This window comes from Microcoleus sp. S28C3, assembly GCF_036700785.1.
GTDB classification, from domain to species: Bacteria; Cyanobacteriota; Cyanobacteriia; order Cyanobacteriales; family Microcoleaceae; genus Microcoleus; species Microcoleus asticus.
The window spans coordinates 18,219-36,396 of the sequence record NZ_JAUBPO010000035.1 but is presented as its reverse complement, the minus strand read 5'-3'; the positions used below and the strand labels follow the sequence as shown (position 1 = coordinate 36,396).

Sequence of the window (18,178 nt, the reverse complement as noted above, 5' to 3'; positions counted from 1 at the left end):
ACAGCACCGAGCCTGAACTCGCCTGCCGAGGGATACAAGCCCCCGACTTAAGTCGTGAAACTCAAAAAAGTTAGATATTTAGTTTAAGCTCCCAGATTCCTCTGTAGAGTCAATCTAAAATCTAAAATTGACTGTGGAGATAAAAAAATTAGATATTTAGTTTAAACTCCCAGATGCCTCTGTGTAGTCAATCTAAAATCTAAAATCTACTGTGGAGTCAATCTAAAATCTAAAATCTAAAATCTAAAATCGACTGATGGAAATCCTGCAAACCCAACTTTACGAACTCGCACAATTTGCTAATAATTTAGTAAATACTCAACTGACACACCTCAGTTTAGTCAGCGTCGGAGTCATCTTTATGGCAGGGTTGCTAACGAGCTTAACGCCCTGTATGCTTTCAATGTTGCCGATCACGATCGGCTACATCGGCGGATACGAAGCAAAAAGCCGCCTGCAAGCCGCCGCCCAGTCGGCGTGGTTTTCCCTGGGATTGGCGACAACCCTTGCGGGTTTAGGTATTGTAGCATCATTTGCCGGACAAGTTTACGGCAAAATTGGCTTGGGTTTGCCGATTCTTGTCAGCATTATCGCTATTCTAATGGGGCTGAATTTACTCGAAGCTTTACCCTTGCAAATGCCGTCTTTCGACGCTGTGGGATGGGTGCCGAAAGATTTGCCTGCGGGCGTGCGATCGTACTTATTGGGCTTAACTTTTGGTTTAGTAGCGTCTCCCTGCAGCACTCCGGTTTTAGCTACACTCTTAGCTTGGGTTTCCAAAACTGGAGATATAGTTTTAGGTGGTGTGTTGCTGCTGTTTTACGCTGCTGGGTACGTCGCTCCGCTAATAATAGCAGGTACTTTTACTGCGAGTATTAAAAAGTTGTTAGAATTGCGTCGGTGGTCGAGTTGGATTACGCCTGTTAGCGGCGTTTTGCTAGTAGGATTTGGCGTTTTCTCCCTGCTTTCCCGGATACTTCCAGCGTAAGTTTCGTAGTAAGGACTTCAGTCCTTATTTAGAGATATAGCACTCACTACTGAATGCGTGAATTAAGTTTTTTTAACGAACCGCGAAAACGCGAAGAACACGAAGGAAGAAAGAAATAAAAGAGCAAGACTTCAAAATTGATTGAGAATTGCTAGATAAAAATAATAATATTTTCTCCGTTTTTTGTTTTTCCCTCCTCTTTCTTCCTTCTTCCTTCTTCCCTCTTCCTTCTTCCTTCTTCCCTCTTCCCTCTTCCTTCTTCCTTCTTCCTTCTTCCTTCTTCCTCCATAATTACCAATGACATCAAAAGAAGTATTTCTATCAAAACTCTCAAACTGGGCGACTGCCCCTCAAAGGTTTTTCAAGCGAGAAATCTTGCCCGTGCTAGCAGATTTGCGGTTGGCAATTATCTTGCTGCTGACGATCGCATTTTTCAGCATTTCCGGCACCGTCATCGAACAAGGCCAATCAGTACCGTTTTACCAATCTAACTATCCAGAACACCCCGCTTTGTTCGGCTTCCTTACTTGGAAAGTTGTGCTAATTGCAGGACTAGACCACGTATACCGCACTTGGTGGTTTTTGTCAATCCTAATTTTGTTCGGCAGCAGCTTAACAGCTTGTACATTTACCCGACAATTTCCCGCATTAAAAGCCGCCCGCCGCTGGAAATTTTATGAAGAACCAAAGCAGTTTGAAAAATTAGCTCTCAGTGCGGAATTAGAAACAGTTGCTTTAAGTTCGTTAGAACCACTTTTGCAGCAAAAAAACTACCGCATATTTCGAGAAGGCGAAAAAGTTTATGCTCGCAAGGGAATAATTGGCAAAGTCGGCCCGATTATTGTTCACGCCAGTATGCTAATTATTTTAGCTGGGTCGATGTGGGGCGCAATGACGGGATTTCTCGGTCAAGAAATGGTTCCCAGCGGCGAAACATTTCAGGTGCAGAATATCCTGGATGCGGGGCCTTGGGCGGGGCCGCAAATACCGAAGGATTGGTCGATGCGAGTTAATCGGTTCTGGATAGATTACAGTCCGAGCGGTGCGATCGACCAATTTTACTCTGACCTGTCAGTTTTGGACAAAACAGGCCAAGAGGTCGATCGCAAAACCATTCACGTTAACGAGCCTCTCAGATACCGGGGAGTCACATTTTATCAAGCAGATTGGGCAATAGCCGCCGTGCGAGTTCGCCTCAACAAAAGCCCGGTTTTACAATTACCAATGGCTCAGTTAGATACTCAAGGTAAAGGCCGAATCTGGGGAGCTTGGATTCCTACAAAACCCGATTTGAGCGCAGGAGTTTCTCTGCTAGCAAAAGACTTGCAAGGCACAATGTTAGTGTACGGTACGGATGGCAAATTGTTAACTACAGTTCGCGCAGGCACAGCAGTAGAAGTTAACGGAGTGATGCTGACAATTGACGAAGTTGTAGGCAGTACAGGATTGCAAATTAAAGCCGATCCGGGCATTCCGATCGTTTATACCGGCTTCGGGTTGCTGATGCTCAGCGTGCTAATGAGCTATATGTCTCACTCGCAGATTTGGGCTTTGGAAAAAAACGGCAAACTATACGTCGGCGGGCGCACTAATCGCGCTCAGGTAACTTTTGAAAGAGAAGTTGTGGAGATTTTGGACAAGTTGGCCGAATCGAAACAAGAGGAAGAAAAGAGCGAAATAGCGCGGACTTCTCTAGCGAATCAAAACTAACCGTAGGGTGCGCTAGGCGCACCTTACACCAGGTGAAAAACGGATAATTAAACAGGAAATAAATGTGATAAAAAGGATTGAGTTCAGTCAACACGCCTTACTAAAAATAGAGATTCTAGAAAGTCGCGGGGTTACAATATCAACAGATTTGATTTCTGAAACTATCAGAACCCCTAGTAAGTTAGAAGCAAGTGGTGAAGGAAAGTTTATTTGTCAACAGAGATTGAATGGACTTGTCCTAAGAGTAGTTTACCAAGAATATGATGATAAAATTTTAGTAATTACTGCTTATCCTGGTAAGAGGTCAAGATATGAAAAAGATTAGATATAGCCCTGATGTAGATGCGATGCTGATCGAAATTTCCGATTGCCCGATCGCTTATGCCGAAGATGAAGGGAACATGATTCTGCACTATTCTAGCAGCGGAGAACTGGTGTTGATTGAAATATTAAATGTCAAACAATTTATGTCATTAGAATCTCTCTCCGATGAGATCCCTACCCGCTAAAGCAGTTCAAGCGGGCGGACACTCACAGGGACTGCACCTACTTCTGATGCGACACCTCAATCACGGTGTGGACGTTCCCGCGCGGCGAAAAATCGCCCTTAATCGTCGCTTCCAGCGGCGCGCAAGCTGCCACAAAATCGTCTAAAATTTGATTGATCGATTCTTCGTGAGAAATGTAGCGATCGCGATAACTGTTAACGTACAGTTTCAGCGCTTTCAACTCTACCACCCGCTCGTCGGGCACGTAAGTAACGTGAATTGTCGCAAAATCTGGATACCCAGAAAACGGACATTTGCAAGTAAACTCCGGCAAAGTAATGTTGATCGAGTAGCGCCGCCCGACTCGCGGATTTGGGAAAGTAATTAACTCCCCTTCCAAAATCTGGCGTTCGCCGTATTTAATTTCCTCGGTGCTTGACTTTTGGGACATACTTTGTTCGGCTGCGTAGTTGTTCATAGCGATTGACTAATAACTTGTAACATTTAATTAAATTTACGATCGATATCTGTAACAAATATCTTGACGAATTGTGTTGCGATCGATCTAATTATAAATACTCTCAGGCTAAACTAAAACAAGTTCACCCTCGCCATCTACAATTATGCAAAATACTACCTTATCTGACAATACTTCCCCTGAAAACTCAAATAGTTACTCTCCATCCGTACCGATTTCCCTTTATCGAGAAGTCACGGCAGAGCTGCAAGCCGCCCAAGCGATGCTCGACTCCCTCAAAACGCACAACCAGCAATTAGTCCAACAAAATCAACAACTGCGGCGAGAAGTAGAAACAGTAGTTCAAGTATCCCAACAGCTACAGCAAGTAGTCAACTCGGCTCAGAGCCTCACCCAGACAGGGATGCCTCAAATGCCCCCTGTCAAATTCAATTTCAGCGTTGAACCTGCGCCCCTAGCACCTGCCACCTCGCTGCAGACTAACTCTGCCATACCTCAACCACCTCAGACAGTAGCCTTCCCTTTCCCCCTACCGGAAGCGCAGCCAACACCCGCCTCGATGCCGCAGCCACTTCCAGAAAAATTATTTGTAGAAGTGCCGGAAACTCCTTACCGCGTGCGATCTCAATCCAAAAAAGCCTCAGACTTAAGCGGATTGTGGTTGGCCATCGCCATTTTTCTAATTGTCATTGCAGCTTTCGGCGCAGGTTATTTAGTTGTCCGCCCTTTATTAATGAAAAAGTAAATTCCAACAAGAATCCCACGGTTCGATCCGTGGGATTTTAAACAAAACCTAGCATAAAATGTTCAAAGTTACGCTAATTGGCCATCATCCTCTGGCGGCACTCGTTTCTACTGAACGAGGCGCATACTGCTCTTCACAAGCAGAACCTACGATGCCCACTCCTGGCTCGAAACCGCGCGTGAACTCAGTGAGTTTTACCTGTTTAGCTTCCAAAGCTGTCTGTAGCACCTTCATGGCTCGGTGAGGGTCGCCGGCCCCGCAGAAAAATAAGTCTGCAGCAAAATAACCGTGTTCAGGCCAAGTATGGATTGCTATATGAGACTCTGCCAAAGTAGCAGTAGCTGTCACTCCGTGAGGACTAAACTGGTGTACGCACAAATCGATGAGAGTAGCTCCTCCGGCTTCGATCGCATCGAGTATGGCGCGGCGGATACGTTCAGGATCGTTGAGCAGGTCTCCAGGAGACTGCCAAGCATCAGCGACCAGATGGGTTCCCAATTGTTTCATTCTGCGGGGTTTTACCTCTAACTCATAATGTCTCAAACCTTCTTACACTAGCACCATGTCCAAAATTTTGCAAGTCTGTTTCACAAAGAAAGATGAAGATTAGGAGAAGTACCCATCATCTACCGCTGGCGGTATGGTGGGAGCGAACAGTCTCACACGCACATACCACTAATGGAAGAAGTGTTATTTCAGCGCTACCTTCTTCTTCTCAAACAAGCTTCTTTGATTAATAGCGATCTCTTGTTTTCATTGGCGGCGAAAAAACCAAAGCTCGATCGTTCTGGCTGTGGCGGAATTGATATGATATCGAAATGCCAAAGATGGACGGCTATGCTCTCATGCGTAAAATTCGCCACAGCCAGAACGATCGCCCGGCGGGCCGATTCCAGCGCTCGCTCTGGCAGCCTATGCTGTAAAAGTTGACCAGGAACCGGGGATCGCTGCTGGGTTTCTGATGTCACCTACCTAAACCCGCCCGACCAAGAGAGATAATGAAGATCGTTGCCCGTTTTTGTGGGCAAAATGGAAAGACAAGCGCATGATCCAGCAGTATCAACTCGTTGAACAGATTTTTGCAGGAAATAGCGAGATGGCGATGCTGATGCGATCGCACGACTGGTCGCTTTCCGCCCTTGGTGCGGTTGAAACCTGGCCGCAAAGCTTGAAAACCGCGATTCGGATCATCTTAGGTTCTCGCTACCCCATGTTCGTCTGGTGGGGACAGCAGATGACCAAGTTTTATAACGATGCTTACATTCCTGTCCTCGGCAAGCGACATCCGCAAGCACTAGGTCAGCCTGCCTCACGGGTATGGGCTGAAATCTGGGACACGCTAGGCCCGCAAGCAGAAGCGGTTTTGAACCAGGGACAATCGACGTGGAATCAAGAATTGCTTCTGGTCATGGAGCGCAACGGGTATACAGAGGAAACCTACTTTACCTTTTCCTACAGTCCGGTGGCGAATGATGACGGCCCTGTGGGGGGCGTTTTCTGCGCCTGTAGCGAGGACACTCAGCGCGTGTTGAGCGATCGGCGCTTGGCAACGCTGCGCGAATTAGCAGCAGAAACAGTCACTGCCAAGACGGTAGAAGCAGCTTGCGAGATTTCCGCCACCGTATTGACCAATAACGCCTATGACATCCCGTTTGCGCTGTTTTATCTACTCGATGGCGAAAGCGAGATCGCACGACTCGCAGGTACAACAAGGTTAGCAGCCGGAACCCTTGCCTCTTGTGAGGCGATCGAGCTTACATCCGCCCAAAAGTGCCAGTGGCAATTGAAGCAAGTCATCGAGACGGGCGAAAGCAGAATCATTGAAAATTTGGAGGCGCAATTTGGACTTTTACCGGGCGGCGCGTGGTCCCAATCTCCTCATCAAGCGGTAGTTATACCACTAGCCCGATCGGGAGAAACCTTCGGGTTCCTGATTGCTGGAGTGAGTCCGCTTAGAACGTTTGATGATGATTACAAAGGTTTTTTTGACTTGATGGCAGGGCAGGTGACAACAGCGATCGCCAACGCCCAAGCTTACGAACAAGAGCGTAAACGTGCCGAAGCATTAGCTGAGTTAGACCGTGCTAAAACCGCGTTTTTTAGCAATGTGTCTCACGAATTCCGCACGCCGCTCACCTTGATGCTGGCTCCCTTAGAAGACACGATCGCAAACCTGGATGGAACAATTCCACCTCAAGAACGCGAACAATTACAGTTGGTGCAGCGTAACGGAATGCGGCTGCTCAAACTCGTTAATAGCTTGCTCGATTTCTCACGCATCGAAGCAGGTCGAGTCCAAGCATCTTATGAACCTGTAGATTTGGCAACCTATACGGCGGAACTTGCCAGTACCTTTCGATCGCTGATTGAACGGGCCAGAATGTCGCTGATTGTTGACTGTCCAACCTTGCCCGAAGCGATTTATGTCGATCGCGAAATGTGGGAAAAAATCGTTCTCAATCTATTATCAAATGCCTTTAAGTTTACCTTAGCAGGAACAATTACTGTTCGATTGCGGTGGATAGACTCTCGCGTTGAATTATCAGTTGCAGATACAGGAATCGGTATTCCCTCCCAAGAACTACCGCATTTATTTGAGCGATTTAATCGAATCAAAAACTCGCAAGGCCGGAGTTTTGAAGGCTCTGGAATTGGGCTGTCGCTGGTGCAAGAACTCGTCAAACTACATGGGGGAGCGATCGATGTCAGCAGCACTTTTGGGCAGGGAAGTTGCTTTACGGTGACGATTCCCGCCGGAACAGCTCATCTGCCGCCGGAGCAAATTGGTGTCAGTTGCACGTTAGCATCAACGGCGTTAGGCGCGATGCCATATATCGAAGAAGCTCAACGCTGGTTGCCAGAAGGCGATTTGAGATTAGAAGAATGGAGCATGGCTCCATCCACTTATGAACTCGTCAATCAACCCGCTCAATCTAAAATCCAAAATCTAAAATCTCAAATTGTCCTGGCAGATGATAACGCTGATATGCGCGATTATATTCGGCGACTCCTGAGCGGTTCTTATATTGTTCAAACCGTCGCCGATGGCGTTGCCGCTTTGACTGCCATTGAGAAGAATCCACCCGATTTGGTATTGACAGATGTGATGATGCCGGGGATGGATGGGTTTGAGTTGTTGCGATCGCTGCGCTCTAATCCCGCAACCCAAGACATTCCCATCATTCTCTTATCAGCCCGCGCCGGCGAAGAAGCGCGTATTGAAGGACTCGCAGCCGGAGCCGACGACTATCTGATTAAACCGTTCTCGGCGCGTGAACTGCTGGCAAGGGTAGAAGCAAGTTTGAAGCTGGCACGGCTGCGACAGGAAGCCACTGTGCGAGAGCGAACCATTCTGGGGCGCGTAACCGATGCGTTTATGGCATTAGATCTCGACTTTCGCATTACCTATGCCAACGAAGCCGCACAACGAGTGTCGCGAACTCCCCTAGAAGCAATGCTGGGAAAAACGATGTGGGTAGCCTTCCCAGGCACGATCGGCAATCAGTTTGAATTCCAGTATCGCCGATCGCTCAGCCAGCAAATCGCGGTGGACTTTGAGGAATATTATGCTCCGTTTGATTTGTGGGTTGATGTTCGCGTTTATCCTTCACCGACGGGGCTGTCTCTTTTCTTTCGGGATATCAACGAGCGCAAAAAAATTGAGCAGGAACGGGAACGGTTTCTTGCCGTCGGTTCGGATTTGCAAGTGATTGCGGGCATAAACGGCTATTTCCACTGGGTCAGCCCGACCTTTGAACGAATCCTCGGCTGGACATCGGACCAAATGACATCCCGCCCCTGGACTGAGTTTGTCCACCCGGACGACCTCGGCACCTCCATTGGAGAAACCGACAGTCTGTTCTCCGGTAACGAAACCTTTACGTTTGAAAACCGTTACCGGCACAAAGACGGCTCCTACCGCTGGTTTCTCTGGAATGCCCAGCCTTACCCAGAAGAACAAGTGATTTACGGCGCTGCCGTTGATATCACCGATCGCGTGCGCGTCGAAAACGAGCGCAAACGGGCGGAAGCAGCCTTGCGTGAAAGCGAGGAGCAGAGTCGGAATATTCTGGAGAGTATTGCTGAAGCATTCTTTGCCCTAGATGAGAACTGGCGGTTCACCTACGTCAATCAATTCGCCGAAAAACTGCTCGATCGCATTCCGGGTGATTTGATTGGCAAAAATTTATGGGAAGAATACCCAGGGCTCATTGGCAACGAGTTGGAGCCGATATATTGGAGCGCCATGCGCGATCGCGTGGCTGGGTCACTGACGGCGTTTTATCCCGACCACGATCGTTGGTACGAAGTCCGCACCTACCCTGCCGCAAATGGAATCACCGTTTATTTCAAGAATGTCACCGATCGAATTCAAGCCGAAGCAGTCCTGCGCCAAACGTCGGCCGAACTCGAACGGCAACTGCAAAAGTTCAACGCGTTTAAGTCTTCGGTGCCGGACTTTATTTATACGTTCGATTTGTCCGGGCGGTTCATTGATATCAACAAGCCGTTGCTCGACCTGTGGCAAAAATCCTTCGCTGAAGCCATTGGCAAAAACTGTTTTGAATTAGATTACCCAGTGGATTTAGCTGTCAAACTGCAAAATCAGATTCAGGAAGTGATTCAGACGCACCAACCGATTAAGGATGAAATGCCATACACAAGCGCGCTCGGTACAAGAGCTTACGAGTATATTTTTGTGCCAATTTTCGATGCAGAGGGTGCTGTGGAAATGGTAGCGGGTGTAACGCGCGACATCACCGATCGCAAGCAAGCCGAAGCTGAACGCGAGAAGCTTTTGCAACAGGAGCAAACCGCACGAGAAGCCGCCGAAACCGCCAACCGCATCAAAGATGAGTTTTTGGCGGTGCTATCTCACGAGTTGCGATCGCCGCTCAATCCGATTCTCGGCTGGTCGAAGCTGTTACAGCAGGGGAAACTGGGCGCTGCAAAAACGGCTAGCGCCCTTGCCTCGATCGAACGCAACGCCTTACTCCAGTCACAACTGATTGATGACCTGCTCGACATCTCCCGCATTCTGAGCGGCAAACTGAGGTTGAACGCGATGTCCGTTGATTTGAATATGGTGATTTCGGCCGCCTTGGAAACCGTTCGGCTAGCAGCCGAAGCCAAGTCGCTGCAAATTCAAACAACCTTTTCACCCGGCATCGGAATGGTAATGGGCGATTCCGGGCGTTTGCAGCAAGTAGTCTGGAATCTTTTATCCAATGCCGTGAAATTCACCCCTCAAGGCGGACAAATTAGCGTTAGGTTAACCCAAACTGCAAGTTATGCCCAGATTCTTGTAACCGATACTGGAAAAGGCATCAATCCTGAGTTTCTACCTTATGTGTTTGAGCATTTTCGGCAAGAGGATGGAGCCATAACTCGTAAATTTGGGGGTTTGGGATTGGGGCTGGCGATCGCGCGTCAAATTGTGGAACTGCACGGCGGCAAAATTTGGGTTGAGAGTAGGGGTGAAGGACAGGGAGCCACCTTCACCGTTGAACTTCCCCTCTTGCATACCGCGAATCCGGTGGAAGAAATTGTCGGCCGGGCTGAAGCTCGATCGGACGATCTTGACCTGGCAAATCTGCACGTGTTGGTGGTGGATGATGAACGCGATTCACTGGAGTTTGTGGCGTTTGTAGCGGAACAAGCGGGAGCCAAAGTGGCTGCCCTTGGGTCTGCGAGCGAGGCGTTGCAACTGCTCTCAACCACACCCTTCGATATCCTCCTGTGCGACATCGGAATGCCAGATATGGATGGCTATATGCTAGTGCGGCAAGTGAGAACTCTACCACCAGAGGAGGGCGGGCAAATTCCGGCGATCGCCCTGACTGCCTATGCTGGAGACTTTAATCAGCAACAAGCTCTTGCTGCTGGGTTTCAACGTCATGTTGCAAAACCTGTCGAACCGAATGAGTTAGTCGAAGCAATCGTGACATTGCTAAGGAAACTGAATCGCTGACTGCGAATTGTAATAGATTGTCGATCGGCGACAATCTATTACAACCCGTCCCCCACAACTGAATTATGACTCTTGAATCCTGAATTCTTTATTGTTAAAAGTTTTGAGTTTTGAATTAAACATTCTTTAACTTAAAACTCAAAACTATTTTTCGTGAATTAACTCGTCAATCCCGGCTGTGAGTACCTCCATTCGGCAAAATCGCCCCGCCCAAAGCTGCTTCATTCAAATTATCAACATTCAAGCTCGCCCCAATCAAATTAGCCTCCGACAAATTAGTTCCTGTCAAATTCGCCCCTGTCAGAGAACTCAGCAGCAAACCCGCTCCCGACAAATTGGCGTGACTCAAATTCGCCCCCCGCAAATCCGCTTCCAGCAAGCTAGCACCTGACAAATTCGCACCGCTCAAATTAGCTCCCCGCAAAGAAGCTTTGTTCAAATTCGCAGCTCTCAAATCAGCATTGTGCAGAATCAAACCATTTAAATTAGCTTTACTCAAATTAGCTCCCTGCAAGTGGGCACCGCTCAAATTTGAGCCATTTAAATTAGCGGATTGCAAGTCAGCACCGCTCAAGTCAGCACCGCTCAAATTAGCAGCGCAAATAGAAGCCTCCCGCAGACTTGCTTCGCTCAAAGAAGCTCCAACCAAATTGACACCGCTGAGATTTCCGCGATTGAGATAAGCCCGAATTAGAGTTGCTCCGCTCATGTTCGCCCCGTTCAAATCTACCTCGCTGAGAATCGCTCTAGTCAGATTTGCTCTGCTTAAATCAACCCCGCTCATAATTGCTCGGCTCAGCGTCGCCCCGCTCAAATTAGCCTCAGTTAGTTTCGAGCCGCTTAGCAAACAAGCTCCTACTAAACTCGCTCCCGTCATCACAGCTTTGCTCAAGTCAGCCTGAGACAATATTGCTCCGCTGAGATTTGCTCCGCTAAAATCGGCTCCGATCGCCACAGTTCCAGTTAAACTAGAACTCCCGAGGTTAGCTTCTATTAATTTCGCCTTAGACAAATTAGCCCCGCTCAAGTCGGCGCCGTTTAAATTAGCTCCAATCAGTTTGCTTCTAATTAAGTTGGCACCTTTCAAATTAACGCTGCTCAAATTTGTTCGACTGAGATTAGCTTCACTCAAATGAGCTTGAATGAGGTTAGCCCCTCGAAAATCTCGTTCCCCGTTTCTATGTCTAGTTAAAAGTTCATCGGCACTTAAAATCTCAGTGAAATTCATAAAAAAAGTTGAGTGAGTTTCCTTAATTTCTCGATGTTCTATGTTGTCTGAAAATTTGTACTATCGTGTTTGCCAGTCAGTTTTTTAAACCAATACTGCCGAGCGTAACAATTGTCACAACTGCTTGATTCCTAGCATCACCTTGCTAACCTAGTTATAACTTACGAAAAGAAACCGGGTTCTGGTAAAATCTGAGGTTTGCCAGCGCGGAAGCGATGAAGAAACCGAGTCGATCGCCGCGTGTAAGTCCTGTAAGTTTTATTCCGGTAGTAATTAGTTTGCAGTTGGTGTTAGTTGTTAATTGTTAGTTGTATTTATACTAACTGCTAATCACTAACTATTAACTGCTAACCATTTACCAAAATACCGAGAAATTGTCGATCGAGCTTGTCAAAGTCGATCGAATATTTGGGGTATTGCTGGCGGCATCCGCGCCGCATTCTGACCCAAAAAATTGCTGCTAGAGGCGATCGAATTTATTAGTGCAATCAAGAAACAAGATATCGGAGCTTCAACCCCGAAAGCCTTATACATAAGTGCCTTCTATCTTCGATCGCCCATCAAAGCAGAGCCCGGTCAGCTCAGCCAGTTTCACCTCCCCCCACTGTGCTCGATGCCAGTGAAAACCAACAGGAAGGCTGTTTCCCTCGGAGTGCTGAGCGGCTCATGGGCGAAGGAAGCAACACGCTGCGCTGAGCCTGAGATTTCGAGAAAAAATGCGCCGCGAGCCATTGCGATCCCGTGCTGCTGTGCTTGCTGTTAATGTTTACTCGATCCATGAGCGCTTGCGGTTCTAATTAACAGAACACCCGACACCAGACGCGCTCCCGGACATAGAAGCTGTTCCTGGGCTTCTCAAATGCTTCGCTGAGGCATTCCCAGAAAAACTGTATTCCTGTAGCAGGTCTTGCCAACGGCAATTGGGTTGCTACAGCCAACCAATGACCAGCCTAAGTCTCGCGGGAAGGCGACGACAATATTATTATTCTAATAGTTGCCGACCACCGCAGGCTTTTCTGGGCGCGCGGGACTGGCTACTTGACCTGTATAAGTTGCGGAAATTAGCCGCCCCATAATTAAAGATAGTCGCTCTTGGACTAACCGGGCAATATCTGCTGTAATTTATGTCATCAAATTTGATAATACTGCGGGGTTTGCAATCGAGCAGTAGTGAGTGTTACAGACTAAAAAAACACTGCGAATTTAAGGTGTAAAAGTTAAGGGAGCCGATCGCTCCGCCCGCACAAAGCCCAGCTTGCGGCCTGGCTCATTAATCAAAATTCAAATTGTGACAGGTCGCTTTTTTTTTCCCAAAACAAAAGCCGACTTTCAGAGAAAAAGCCGACTTTTGAGAGAATTTTACCGACGAAGTGCAAAACCCCTAGCTCGCCCGTGTTGGTTGCATCACTTTCGACAATCCGAGTGGGCGAGTGCGATTAACGTGCAGTTCGTAGAAACAATACCCAAACAAAGTCTGAAGTATTAAATCAGAGGGTGGCGGTTAACGCCCTGATTGGGATCGTAAATATTAGGCGTAGTATCAACCCCCGGAGTACCAACAGCGCCGTAATCAGCCCGAGCACTATCGACGCTGGGATAGTCGTAGGTGTTCCACTGCTGAATGCCTCCGCGGCTCAGAATGGTTTCAGCTTTAGCGACTTCTGCTTCGCTGCCGTCAAGCAGTACCAAGTAATCTCCCCTGGCTACCCGATCGTTGTATACTTTAGCTTCCTCTTCGGGAATTCCCAAACCGACTAAAGCTCCGATCAAGCTGCCTGCAGCCGCACCCAAAGCCGTACCGGCGAGTGTAGTGGCGATCGCCGTAGCTGAGGCTCCTGCGAGCATAATCGGCCCGATTCCCGGAATTGCCACTAGGCCCAGACCTACCAACAAGCCTGTCAAACCGCCCAAAGTGCCGCCTGTGAGTGCGCCCTTAGTCGCCCCTTCATCCGCCTTGTTGTCCGCGCTTTCCTGCACGTCAATGCCTGCGATGTCCCCTTTAGAGTCAGAATCCTTAGCGATGACCGAAACCCGGTCCATGTCAAAACCCGCAGCTCTAAGTTCTCCCAGCGCTTGTTCTGTCTCGCGACGGGTTGAAAATACGCCCACCGCGCGCCTGTGGCGGGCCGAAGCTCTGTGACCGGTGTCTGCCGGCACATCGTAAATGCCCCAATCCTGAATGCCCCGCACGCTCAGAATTCCTTCGGCTGTGGCAATATCCGAATCTGTGCCTTCTACGAATACCAAATATTCTCCGCGCGAGACGCGATCGTTATAAGCTTTAGCTTTTGATTCGGGAACTCCCAAACCGACCAAACCGCCGACCAAACCGCCCGCAGCAGCCCCAATCGCGCCTCCGACTACAGTATCAGCCAGCAGAGTTGCGAGCGCGCCCCCAGCCATCACCGGGCCAACTCCCGGAATCGCTAGCGCTCCAATGCTTCCGAGTAACCCAATCAAACCGCCCGTCACGACTCCCGCTGTCGCGCCTGCTTTTGCGCCGCCGCCCACTTTGTCGTCAGTACCCTTACCAGCGCTAGCGCCCGCAATTTCGTTACCATCAAGATTGTTTCCAACTACCGAAACTTTATTCATCGGAAACCCGCTACTTTGCAGTTCCGTCAGGGCTAGTTCCGTATCTCGGTAATTAGAAAATGATCCTACAGCTCGCTTGTGTTGACCTAAAGCCATTTTCTTTCTCCTGCAAAATATACTACTTTTTCACAACTACAGAATTTATGCTCTGCTTGCTGTCATCAATCACATTTAGTCCTGCTTTCCCAACATTTTTCATCGGTCGCTGGGAATAACCTTGCTCTCTATCTTCTGGCTGGTTTCTAACTAATTCTCAGGAATTGGAAAGCTGAAATTGGGAATAGAAAATTGCAGGCAGTGCGCGAGCTTTGAGTGCGTAACTTTTTAAATTTCAACTTTTTTAATTAAAAGCCCGCTACCCCTAGAGAATCACGTAAGCGCTGCGCTCCGCTGCGGCAGCAATCTTAAAATGCACCAACTTTCCCTGTTCTCTATTCCCTGTTCCCTCTTCATCCTCTTTCTGCCTTCTTTCCCTGTTTTTTTTTCCTTCTAACTTATTGGCTGCTGCTAGGCGATGCGGGTGCAGCGGGGGCGACAACAGCCGTAACGTTCACCGTTTTGACACCCTTAATCTCTTTAGCTAGCGGCTCAATTTTAGCTAAATCTGTTTGATTGGGAACTGTGCCACCTACAGTGACAACCCCGTCTTTTGCATCAACAGTTAGTGTACCTTTCGTGATGTTTACTTCTAACTTTGAGCGAACTTCACTTTGGAGGTCGCCATCGGCTCTTGTGGCATCGCCGCCAGTCACGTTGTTGCGCTGTTCTCTGGCCCTGATATCAGAATTTGCTTGGTTTTTGCGAATATCGCTAGTGGCGTCGGACTGAGTTTTTTGAACTGTCTCGGCTGGGGGCGGGCTGGTGGTATTTTCTGTGGGAGAATTAGGAGCATCAGCGCTAGTTTTAGCCCCCTCGCTGCAAGCAGCAGCTCCAAATAATAGGATGCCGCTGAGGAGAATTGGTGTTAGTTTGTTCATAATTATGTTAATACCCTCCGGGTAAGCTTTCGATGAGCCTGACTTCCCTGACTTCGTTGAGCCTGATGGGAGCCAGTTCGAGCAAGACAGCATCTTTGTTTGTGCTTGCTGCGATTTTAAAATCATTATATTAAATATATAAACTTGAGGAAGTATGTACATCGCTCCACGGGTGTAAAATTTATCTATGTCGTTAGATAGAGTACAAAAAACTAAGTAAGGTATTATGTCAAATTTAACTTAATTACTTTTGACCGCATTATTCCTCAGAAACCCGGTAGATGGCTCCATTTTTCGTTGCCAAAGCCAATATTTTCCTATACACCAAGTTTAAAAGGGTTCCTATACACCAAGTTTAAAAGGGTAAGCTTTATTAATAAATTCGATCGCCACTGCCAACTAATTTTTCCCTAGAACCTCAAACCTCTGACTTCATCCTTCAATATCCATCCGTTGAATCCGTAAAATCCCGTACACTGCTTGTTGCCGAACTTCCTGCTTCAAAACAAACGAAAAGAGTCGAGAAATTTTTGAGCATTTTCTGGTTCGGGGGTAGTGGCTACCAGCCCGTAAACGCGCGTTTCCACCAAAAAAACTTGACCTACACCTACAGGTTCAGTGGGGGAAAGCGGCTGAAACTCAAACTCTTTTCCCGGATAGCCTCCTAGAGAAATATCTCGCACTTGCAACAATTTAGCATTCGCCCCCACGACAAAGAAATCAACGGCATTATTTAAAGTAATTTTAATATTATTGTTGCTTTGCCGGAAATCTAGGTCAAAGTATTGAAGTAAATAAGTTTCTTTGTTTTTTAAGATCGATCGGTATGTATGAGCGGTAACTTGAGTTGAAAAAGTTTCGGAATTAATTTTGGGATTTCCCGGCATATCGATCGCAAACTGACCCATCGCCGAGCAAAATGGCTGCCACTCTGGCGTCTGAAGTTCTGCTCGCAGCGGGGCTAGTTGAGCTTTTGCGGGACGGGCAAACTTGACAGGGGAGAAAAGTAATGTAGCAGTAACTAGAAGTAAATATACCAATTTCATTTCGGTAAAAATTATATTTGCCCGATCTGCGCTAGCCTAGAAATATATCCGCAAAGGGGGGATTTATGCTGAATATTATATTTACTCAACGGCGAGGCAAGTCTCAAGGGCGATCGCCAGCTAAAACCAGTAAAACCAATAAAACCAATATACTCGCTGCTGTAAATACTTGGCTGGCTGTGTGTCTGCTGGCTGCTGTCACAGCTTGTGCAAACAGCCCCAACAGCAAGGCACTCGAAGAATCTTTAGCCGCCGATCCCAACTTAAAACAAAATCCAGTGGTTTTCTCTTCCCCGCCACCAGCGACAGCAGTTGAGACAAACTCTACCGCCAAACTTCCTCCCGATTTCCCTACAGAGATTCCACTCTATCCTAATGCTGAGTTAATCGAAGTTGGTGGGCAAACCGATCCGTCGGAAAAAAATGTGCGACTGCGCTGGGAAAGCACCGATCCGGTTAATTCGGTTCAGAACTTTTACTCTACTGAGTTTGAGCGCCGCAACTGGGAAATAGTCAGCCGCCCCACCGCCGAGGGACAAGGTTCTTTGGTAGCAACCCGAGATAATGTGCGGGTAACTGTGTCGCTTTTTCCTACTGAGAAAGTAGGGGGTTCTACAGAATTTGCGATCGACTACAGCAAAGAGGGATCAGAAATTGCTGCCAGTCCTCAACCTAATAATTCCGAGTCTAGTGCATCTCCAACACCTTCACCAACTCCATCTAATTCAGAGGGAACTACTCCAACGCCATCCCCTTCGCCAAAATCAGCAAAAGTTAGCCAACAAGACGACCAAATTCCTCAACAGTTGCGGCAGTATGTGGCAGATTTAACTCAGTTAGAAGTGCTGAAAGTGCGATCGACAGAAAGTGCTAATTTAGAAACTGCCAGCACTTTGCCCAAACCCAACAAAATTGTCACTCGCCGCGACTACGCCCGCTGGTTAGTAGCAGCTAACAATCAGATTTATGCTACCCGTCAAGCCAAACAAATTAGATTAGCAGTAGACTCTAGCGAACCAGCATTTTCTGACGTACCCAAAACTGACCCCGATTTTTCAGCAATTCAAGGTTTAGCAGAAGCCGGTGTAATTCCAAGTTCGCTTTCTGGAGAAACTAAAGATGTAAAATTTCGCCCGGATGCACCTTTAACTCGCGAAACAATGATTCTCTGGAAAGTGCCTTTAGATACTCGTCAAGTTTTGCCCACAGCTAACATTGACGGAGTGAAAGAAAAGTGGGGTTTTCAAGATGCTTCTAAAATTGATTCCCAGGCATCTCGGGCAGTTTTAGCTGATTTTAACAATGGAGATTTGGCGAATATTCGTCGCGTTTTTGGTTTTACTACTCTGTTTCAGCCGAAGAAATCCGTGACTCGCGCCGAAGCTGCTGCTAGTTTGTGGTATTTTGGGGTTCAAGATCAGGGATTGTCTGCTAAAGATGCTTTGGAAGCAAAAACTCAACCAGCTCAATAGAGTTGTTTGGAATGGTTAAAAGTTTTGAACAAAGCATCTATTTACCAATAACCAAGAAACCGGGTTTTTTCTCTGTAACCAAACCCGGTTTCTGCGTCCAAGACTGAGGAAATTGTACCAATTTTTGATCGATCGGCGTGCGATCGCCCGCCACAAAAATTGCAGCTTGAGTTTCTAGGATTTCTGTGAATGTGGCTTACCCAGAAACCGACTTTTATCTACGAAAATGCCCAGTAAAACGCGAGGCATATCCGGTGAAAAACCCCGTTTCTTTAATTCCTATGGGCGAGTTATGGTAAAAAATCATTTTAAAAACTATAGATCGGCTTTTCCGTTCTTGTCACCCACCCTAAGGAAGATATTTTTTTTGCCTTAATCTTAATTTCTGTATCTTTCCACAAAACCGCTGCATTTTGCGGACAAATTTTCTCCATATTTTCACTAACACTTTGCTCAAAACTCTCAGTAGGATTCCGGATG

General features: G+C 47.5%; 16 protein-coding genes. 7 read left to right on the top strand and 9 right to left on the bottom strand.

The window, feature by feature from the left end:
* The first annotated feature begins 253 nt into the window (after window positions 1-253).
* Window positions 254-988, top strand: coding sequence for a cytochrome c biogenesis protein CcdA (locus tag QUA13_RS12880; protein ID WP_333198962.1), 735 nt, complete (start codon window positions 254-256; stop codon window positions 986-988).
* A 151-nt stretch (window positions 989-1,139) separates the two neighbouring features.
* Here the strand turns inward: QUA13_RS12880 and QUA13_RS12875 are convergent, their stop codons facing one another.
* Window positions 1,140-1,292 carry a hypothetical protein gene (locus tag QUA13_RS12875; protein WP_333198909.1) on the bottom strand — a complete coding sequence of 51 codons (153 nt, stop codon included), beginning with the start codon at window positions 1,290-1,292 and terminating at the stop codon, window positions 1,140-1,142.
* Here QUA13_RS12875 and QUA13_RS12870 point away from each other — a divergent pair.
* The 3 genes from QUA13_RS12870 to QUA13_RS12860 all read left to right on the top strand — a co-directional run bounded on the left by QUA13_RS12870 (window position 1,286) and on the right by QUA13_RS12860 (window position 3,207).
* A complete protein-coding gene (locus QUA13_RS12870; RefSeq protein ID WP_333198906.1) occupies window positions 1,286-2,698 on the top strand; it encodes a cytochrome c biogenesis protein in 1,413 nt (470 codons plus the stop codon). The two genes, QUA13_RS12875 and QUA13_RS12870, sit on opposite strands and share 7 nt — an antisense overlap.
* Before the next feature lie 64 nt (window positions 2,699-2,762).
* A complete protein-coding gene (locus tag QUA13_RS12865; RefSeq protein WP_333198903.1) occupies window positions 2,763-3,023 on the top strand; it encodes a DUF4258 domain-containing protein in 261 nt (86 codons plus the stop codon).
* A complete protein-coding gene (locus tag QUA13_RS12860; protein WP_015178821.1) occupies window positions 3,010-3,207 on the top strand; it encodes a DUF2283 domain-containing protein in 198 nt (65 codons plus the stop codon). Before QUA13_RS12865 ends, QUA13_RS12860 begins: the two co-directional genes overlap by 14 nt.
* 37 nt (window positions 3,208-3,244) lie before the next feature.
* On the opposite strand, the gene queF is transcribed toward QUA13_RS12860, so the two are convergent.
* Complete coding sequence (gene queF, locus QUA13_RS12855; protein ID WP_172185639.1) at window positions 3,245-3,664, bottom strand: preQ(1) synthase; 420 nt, start codon at window positions 3,662-3,664, stop codon at window positions 3,245-3,247.
* 145 nt (window positions 3,665-3,809) lie between these two features.
* On the opposite strand from queF, the gene QUA13_RS12850 reads away from it, so the two are divergent.
* Window positions 3,810-4,409 carry a hypothetical protein gene (locus QUA13_RS12850; protein WP_333190712.1) on the top strand — a complete coding sequence of 200 codons (600 nt, stop codon included), beginning with the start codon at window positions 3,810-3,812 and terminating at the stop codon, window positions 4,407-4,409.
* Window positions 4,410-4,493: 84 nt separating this feature from the next.
* Here the strand turns inward: QUA13_RS12850 and speD are convergent, their stop codons facing one another.
* Window positions 4,494-4,916 carry an adenosylmethionine decarboxylase gene (gene speD, locus QUA13_RS12845; protein WP_006633984.1) on the bottom strand — a complete coding sequence of 141 codons (423 nt, stop codon included), beginning with the start codon at window positions 4,914-4,916 and terminating at the stop codon, window positions 4,494-4,496.
* Between the two features lie 194 nt (window positions 4,917-5,110).
* Window positions 5,111-5,377 (bottom strand): hypothetical protein, encoded by a 267-nt coding sequence (locus tag QUA13_RS12840; RefSeq protein ID WP_333198899.1) that lies wholly within the window; start codon window positions 5,375-5,377, stop codon window positions 5,111-5,113.
* A gap of 77 nt (window positions 5,378-5,454) precedes the next feature.
* Here QUA13_RS12840 and QUA13_RS12835 point away from each other — a divergent pair, with 77 nt between their 5' ends.
* Complete coding sequence (locus tag QUA13_RS12835; protein WP_333198896.1) at window positions 5,455-10,380, top strand: ATP-binding protein; 4,926 nt, start codon at window positions 5,455-5,457, stop codon at window positions 10,378-10,380.
* Between the two features lie 166 nt (window positions 10,381-10,546).
* Here QUA13_RS12835 and QUA13_RS12830 read toward each other — a convergent pair whose 3' ends face one another.
* The 5 genes from QUA13_RS12830 to QUA13_RS12810 form a co-directional block, all read right to left on the bottom strand.
* Window positions 10,547-11,608: a pentapeptide repeat-containing protein gene (locus tag QUA13_RS12830; RefSeq protein WP_333198894.1), complete on the bottom strand. Its 1,062-nt coding sequence runs from the start codon at window positions 11,606-11,608 to the stop codon at window positions 10,547-10,549.
* 390 nt (window positions 11,609-11,998) lie between these two features.
* On the bottom strand, window positions 11,999-12,142 hold the full coding sequence (locus QUA13_RS12825) for a hypothetical protein (protein WP_333198892.1): 144 nt from the start codon (window positions 12,140-12,142) through the stop codon (window positions 11,999-12,001).
* Window positions 12,143-13,090: 948 nt separating this feature from the next.
* Complete coding sequence (locus QUA13_RS12820; RefSeq protein ID WP_333198891.1) at window positions 13,091-14,299, bottom strand: general stress protein; 1,209 nt, start codon at window positions 14,297-14,299, stop codon at window positions 13,091-13,093.
* A gap of 398 nt (window positions 14,300-14,697) precedes the next feature.
* Window positions 14,698-15,180, bottom strand: a complete 483-nt coding sequence (locus QUA13_RS12815) for a BON domain-containing protein (protein WP_333198889.1) — start codon at window positions 15,178-15,180, stop codon at window positions 14,698-14,700.
* A gap of 500 nt (window positions 15,181-15,680) precedes the next feature.
* Entirely contained in the window at window positions 15,681-16,226 is a 546-nt protein-coding gene (locus QUA13_RS12810; RefSeq protein ID WP_333198887.1) for a hypothetical protein, read from the bottom strand.
* Window positions 16,227-16,291: 65 nt separating this feature from the next.
* On the opposite strand from QUA13_RS12810, the gene QUA13_RS12805 reads away from it, so the two are divergent.
* Window positions 16,292-17,698: an S-layer homology domain-containing protein gene (locus QUA13_RS12805; protein WP_333198885.1), complete on the top strand. Its 1,407-nt coding sequence runs from the start codon at window positions 16,292-16,294 to the stop codon at window positions 17,696-17,698.
* Window positions 17,699-18,178 lie beyond the last annotated feature (480 nt).

Coding starts and splice junctions, on each gene's coding strand:
- QUA13_RS12870 (WP_333198906.1), top strand. CDS start 1,286: ATGACATCAAAAGAAGTATTTCTATCAAAACTCTCAAACTGGGCGACT.
- QUA13_RS12875 (WP_333198909.1), bottom strand. CDS start 1,292: ATGTCATTGGTAATTATGGAGGAAGAAGGAAGAAGGAAGAAGGAAGAA.
- QUA13_RS12860 (WP_015178821.1), top strand. CDS start 3,010: ATGAAAAAGATTAGATATAGCCCTGATGTAGATGCGATGCTGATCGAA.
- queF (WP_172185639.1), bottom strand. CDS start 3,664: ATGAACAACTACGCAGCCGAACAAAGTATGTCCCAAAAGTCAAGCACC.
- QUA13_RS12850 (WP_333190712.1), top strand. CDS start 3,810: ATGCAAAATACTACCTTATCTGACAATACTTCCCCTGAAAACTCAAAT.
- speD (WP_006633984.1), bottom strand. CDS start 4,916: ATGAAACAATTGGGAACCCATCTGGTCGCTGATGCTTGGCAGTCTCCT.
- QUA13_RS12835 (WP_333198896.1), top strand. CDS start 5,455: ATGATCCAGCAGTATCAACTCGTTGAACAGATTTTTGCAGGAAATAGC.
- QUA13_RS12830 (WP_333198894.1), bottom strand. CDS start 11,608: ATGAATTTCACTGAGATTTTAAGTGCCGATGAACTTTTAACTAGACAT.
- QUA13_RS12825 (WP_333198892.1), bottom strand. CDS start 12,142: ATGTATAAGGCTTTCGGGGTTGAAGCTCCGATATCTTGTTTCTTGATT.
- QUA13_RS12820 (WP_333198891.1), bottom strand. CDS start 14,299: ATGGCTTTAGGTCAACACAAGCGAGCTGTAGGATCATTTTCTAATTAC.
- QUA13_RS12815 (WP_333198889.1), bottom strand. CDS start 15,180: ATGAACAAACTAACACCAATTCTCCTCAGCGGCATCCTATTATTTGGA.
- QUA13_RS12810 (WP_333198887.1), bottom strand. CDS start 16,226: ATGAAATTGGTATATTTACTTCTAGTTACTGCTACATTACTTTTCTCC.
- QUA13_RS12805 (WP_333198885.1), top strand. CDS start 16,292: ATGCTGAATATTATATTTACTCAACGGCGAGGCAAGTCTCAAGGGCGA.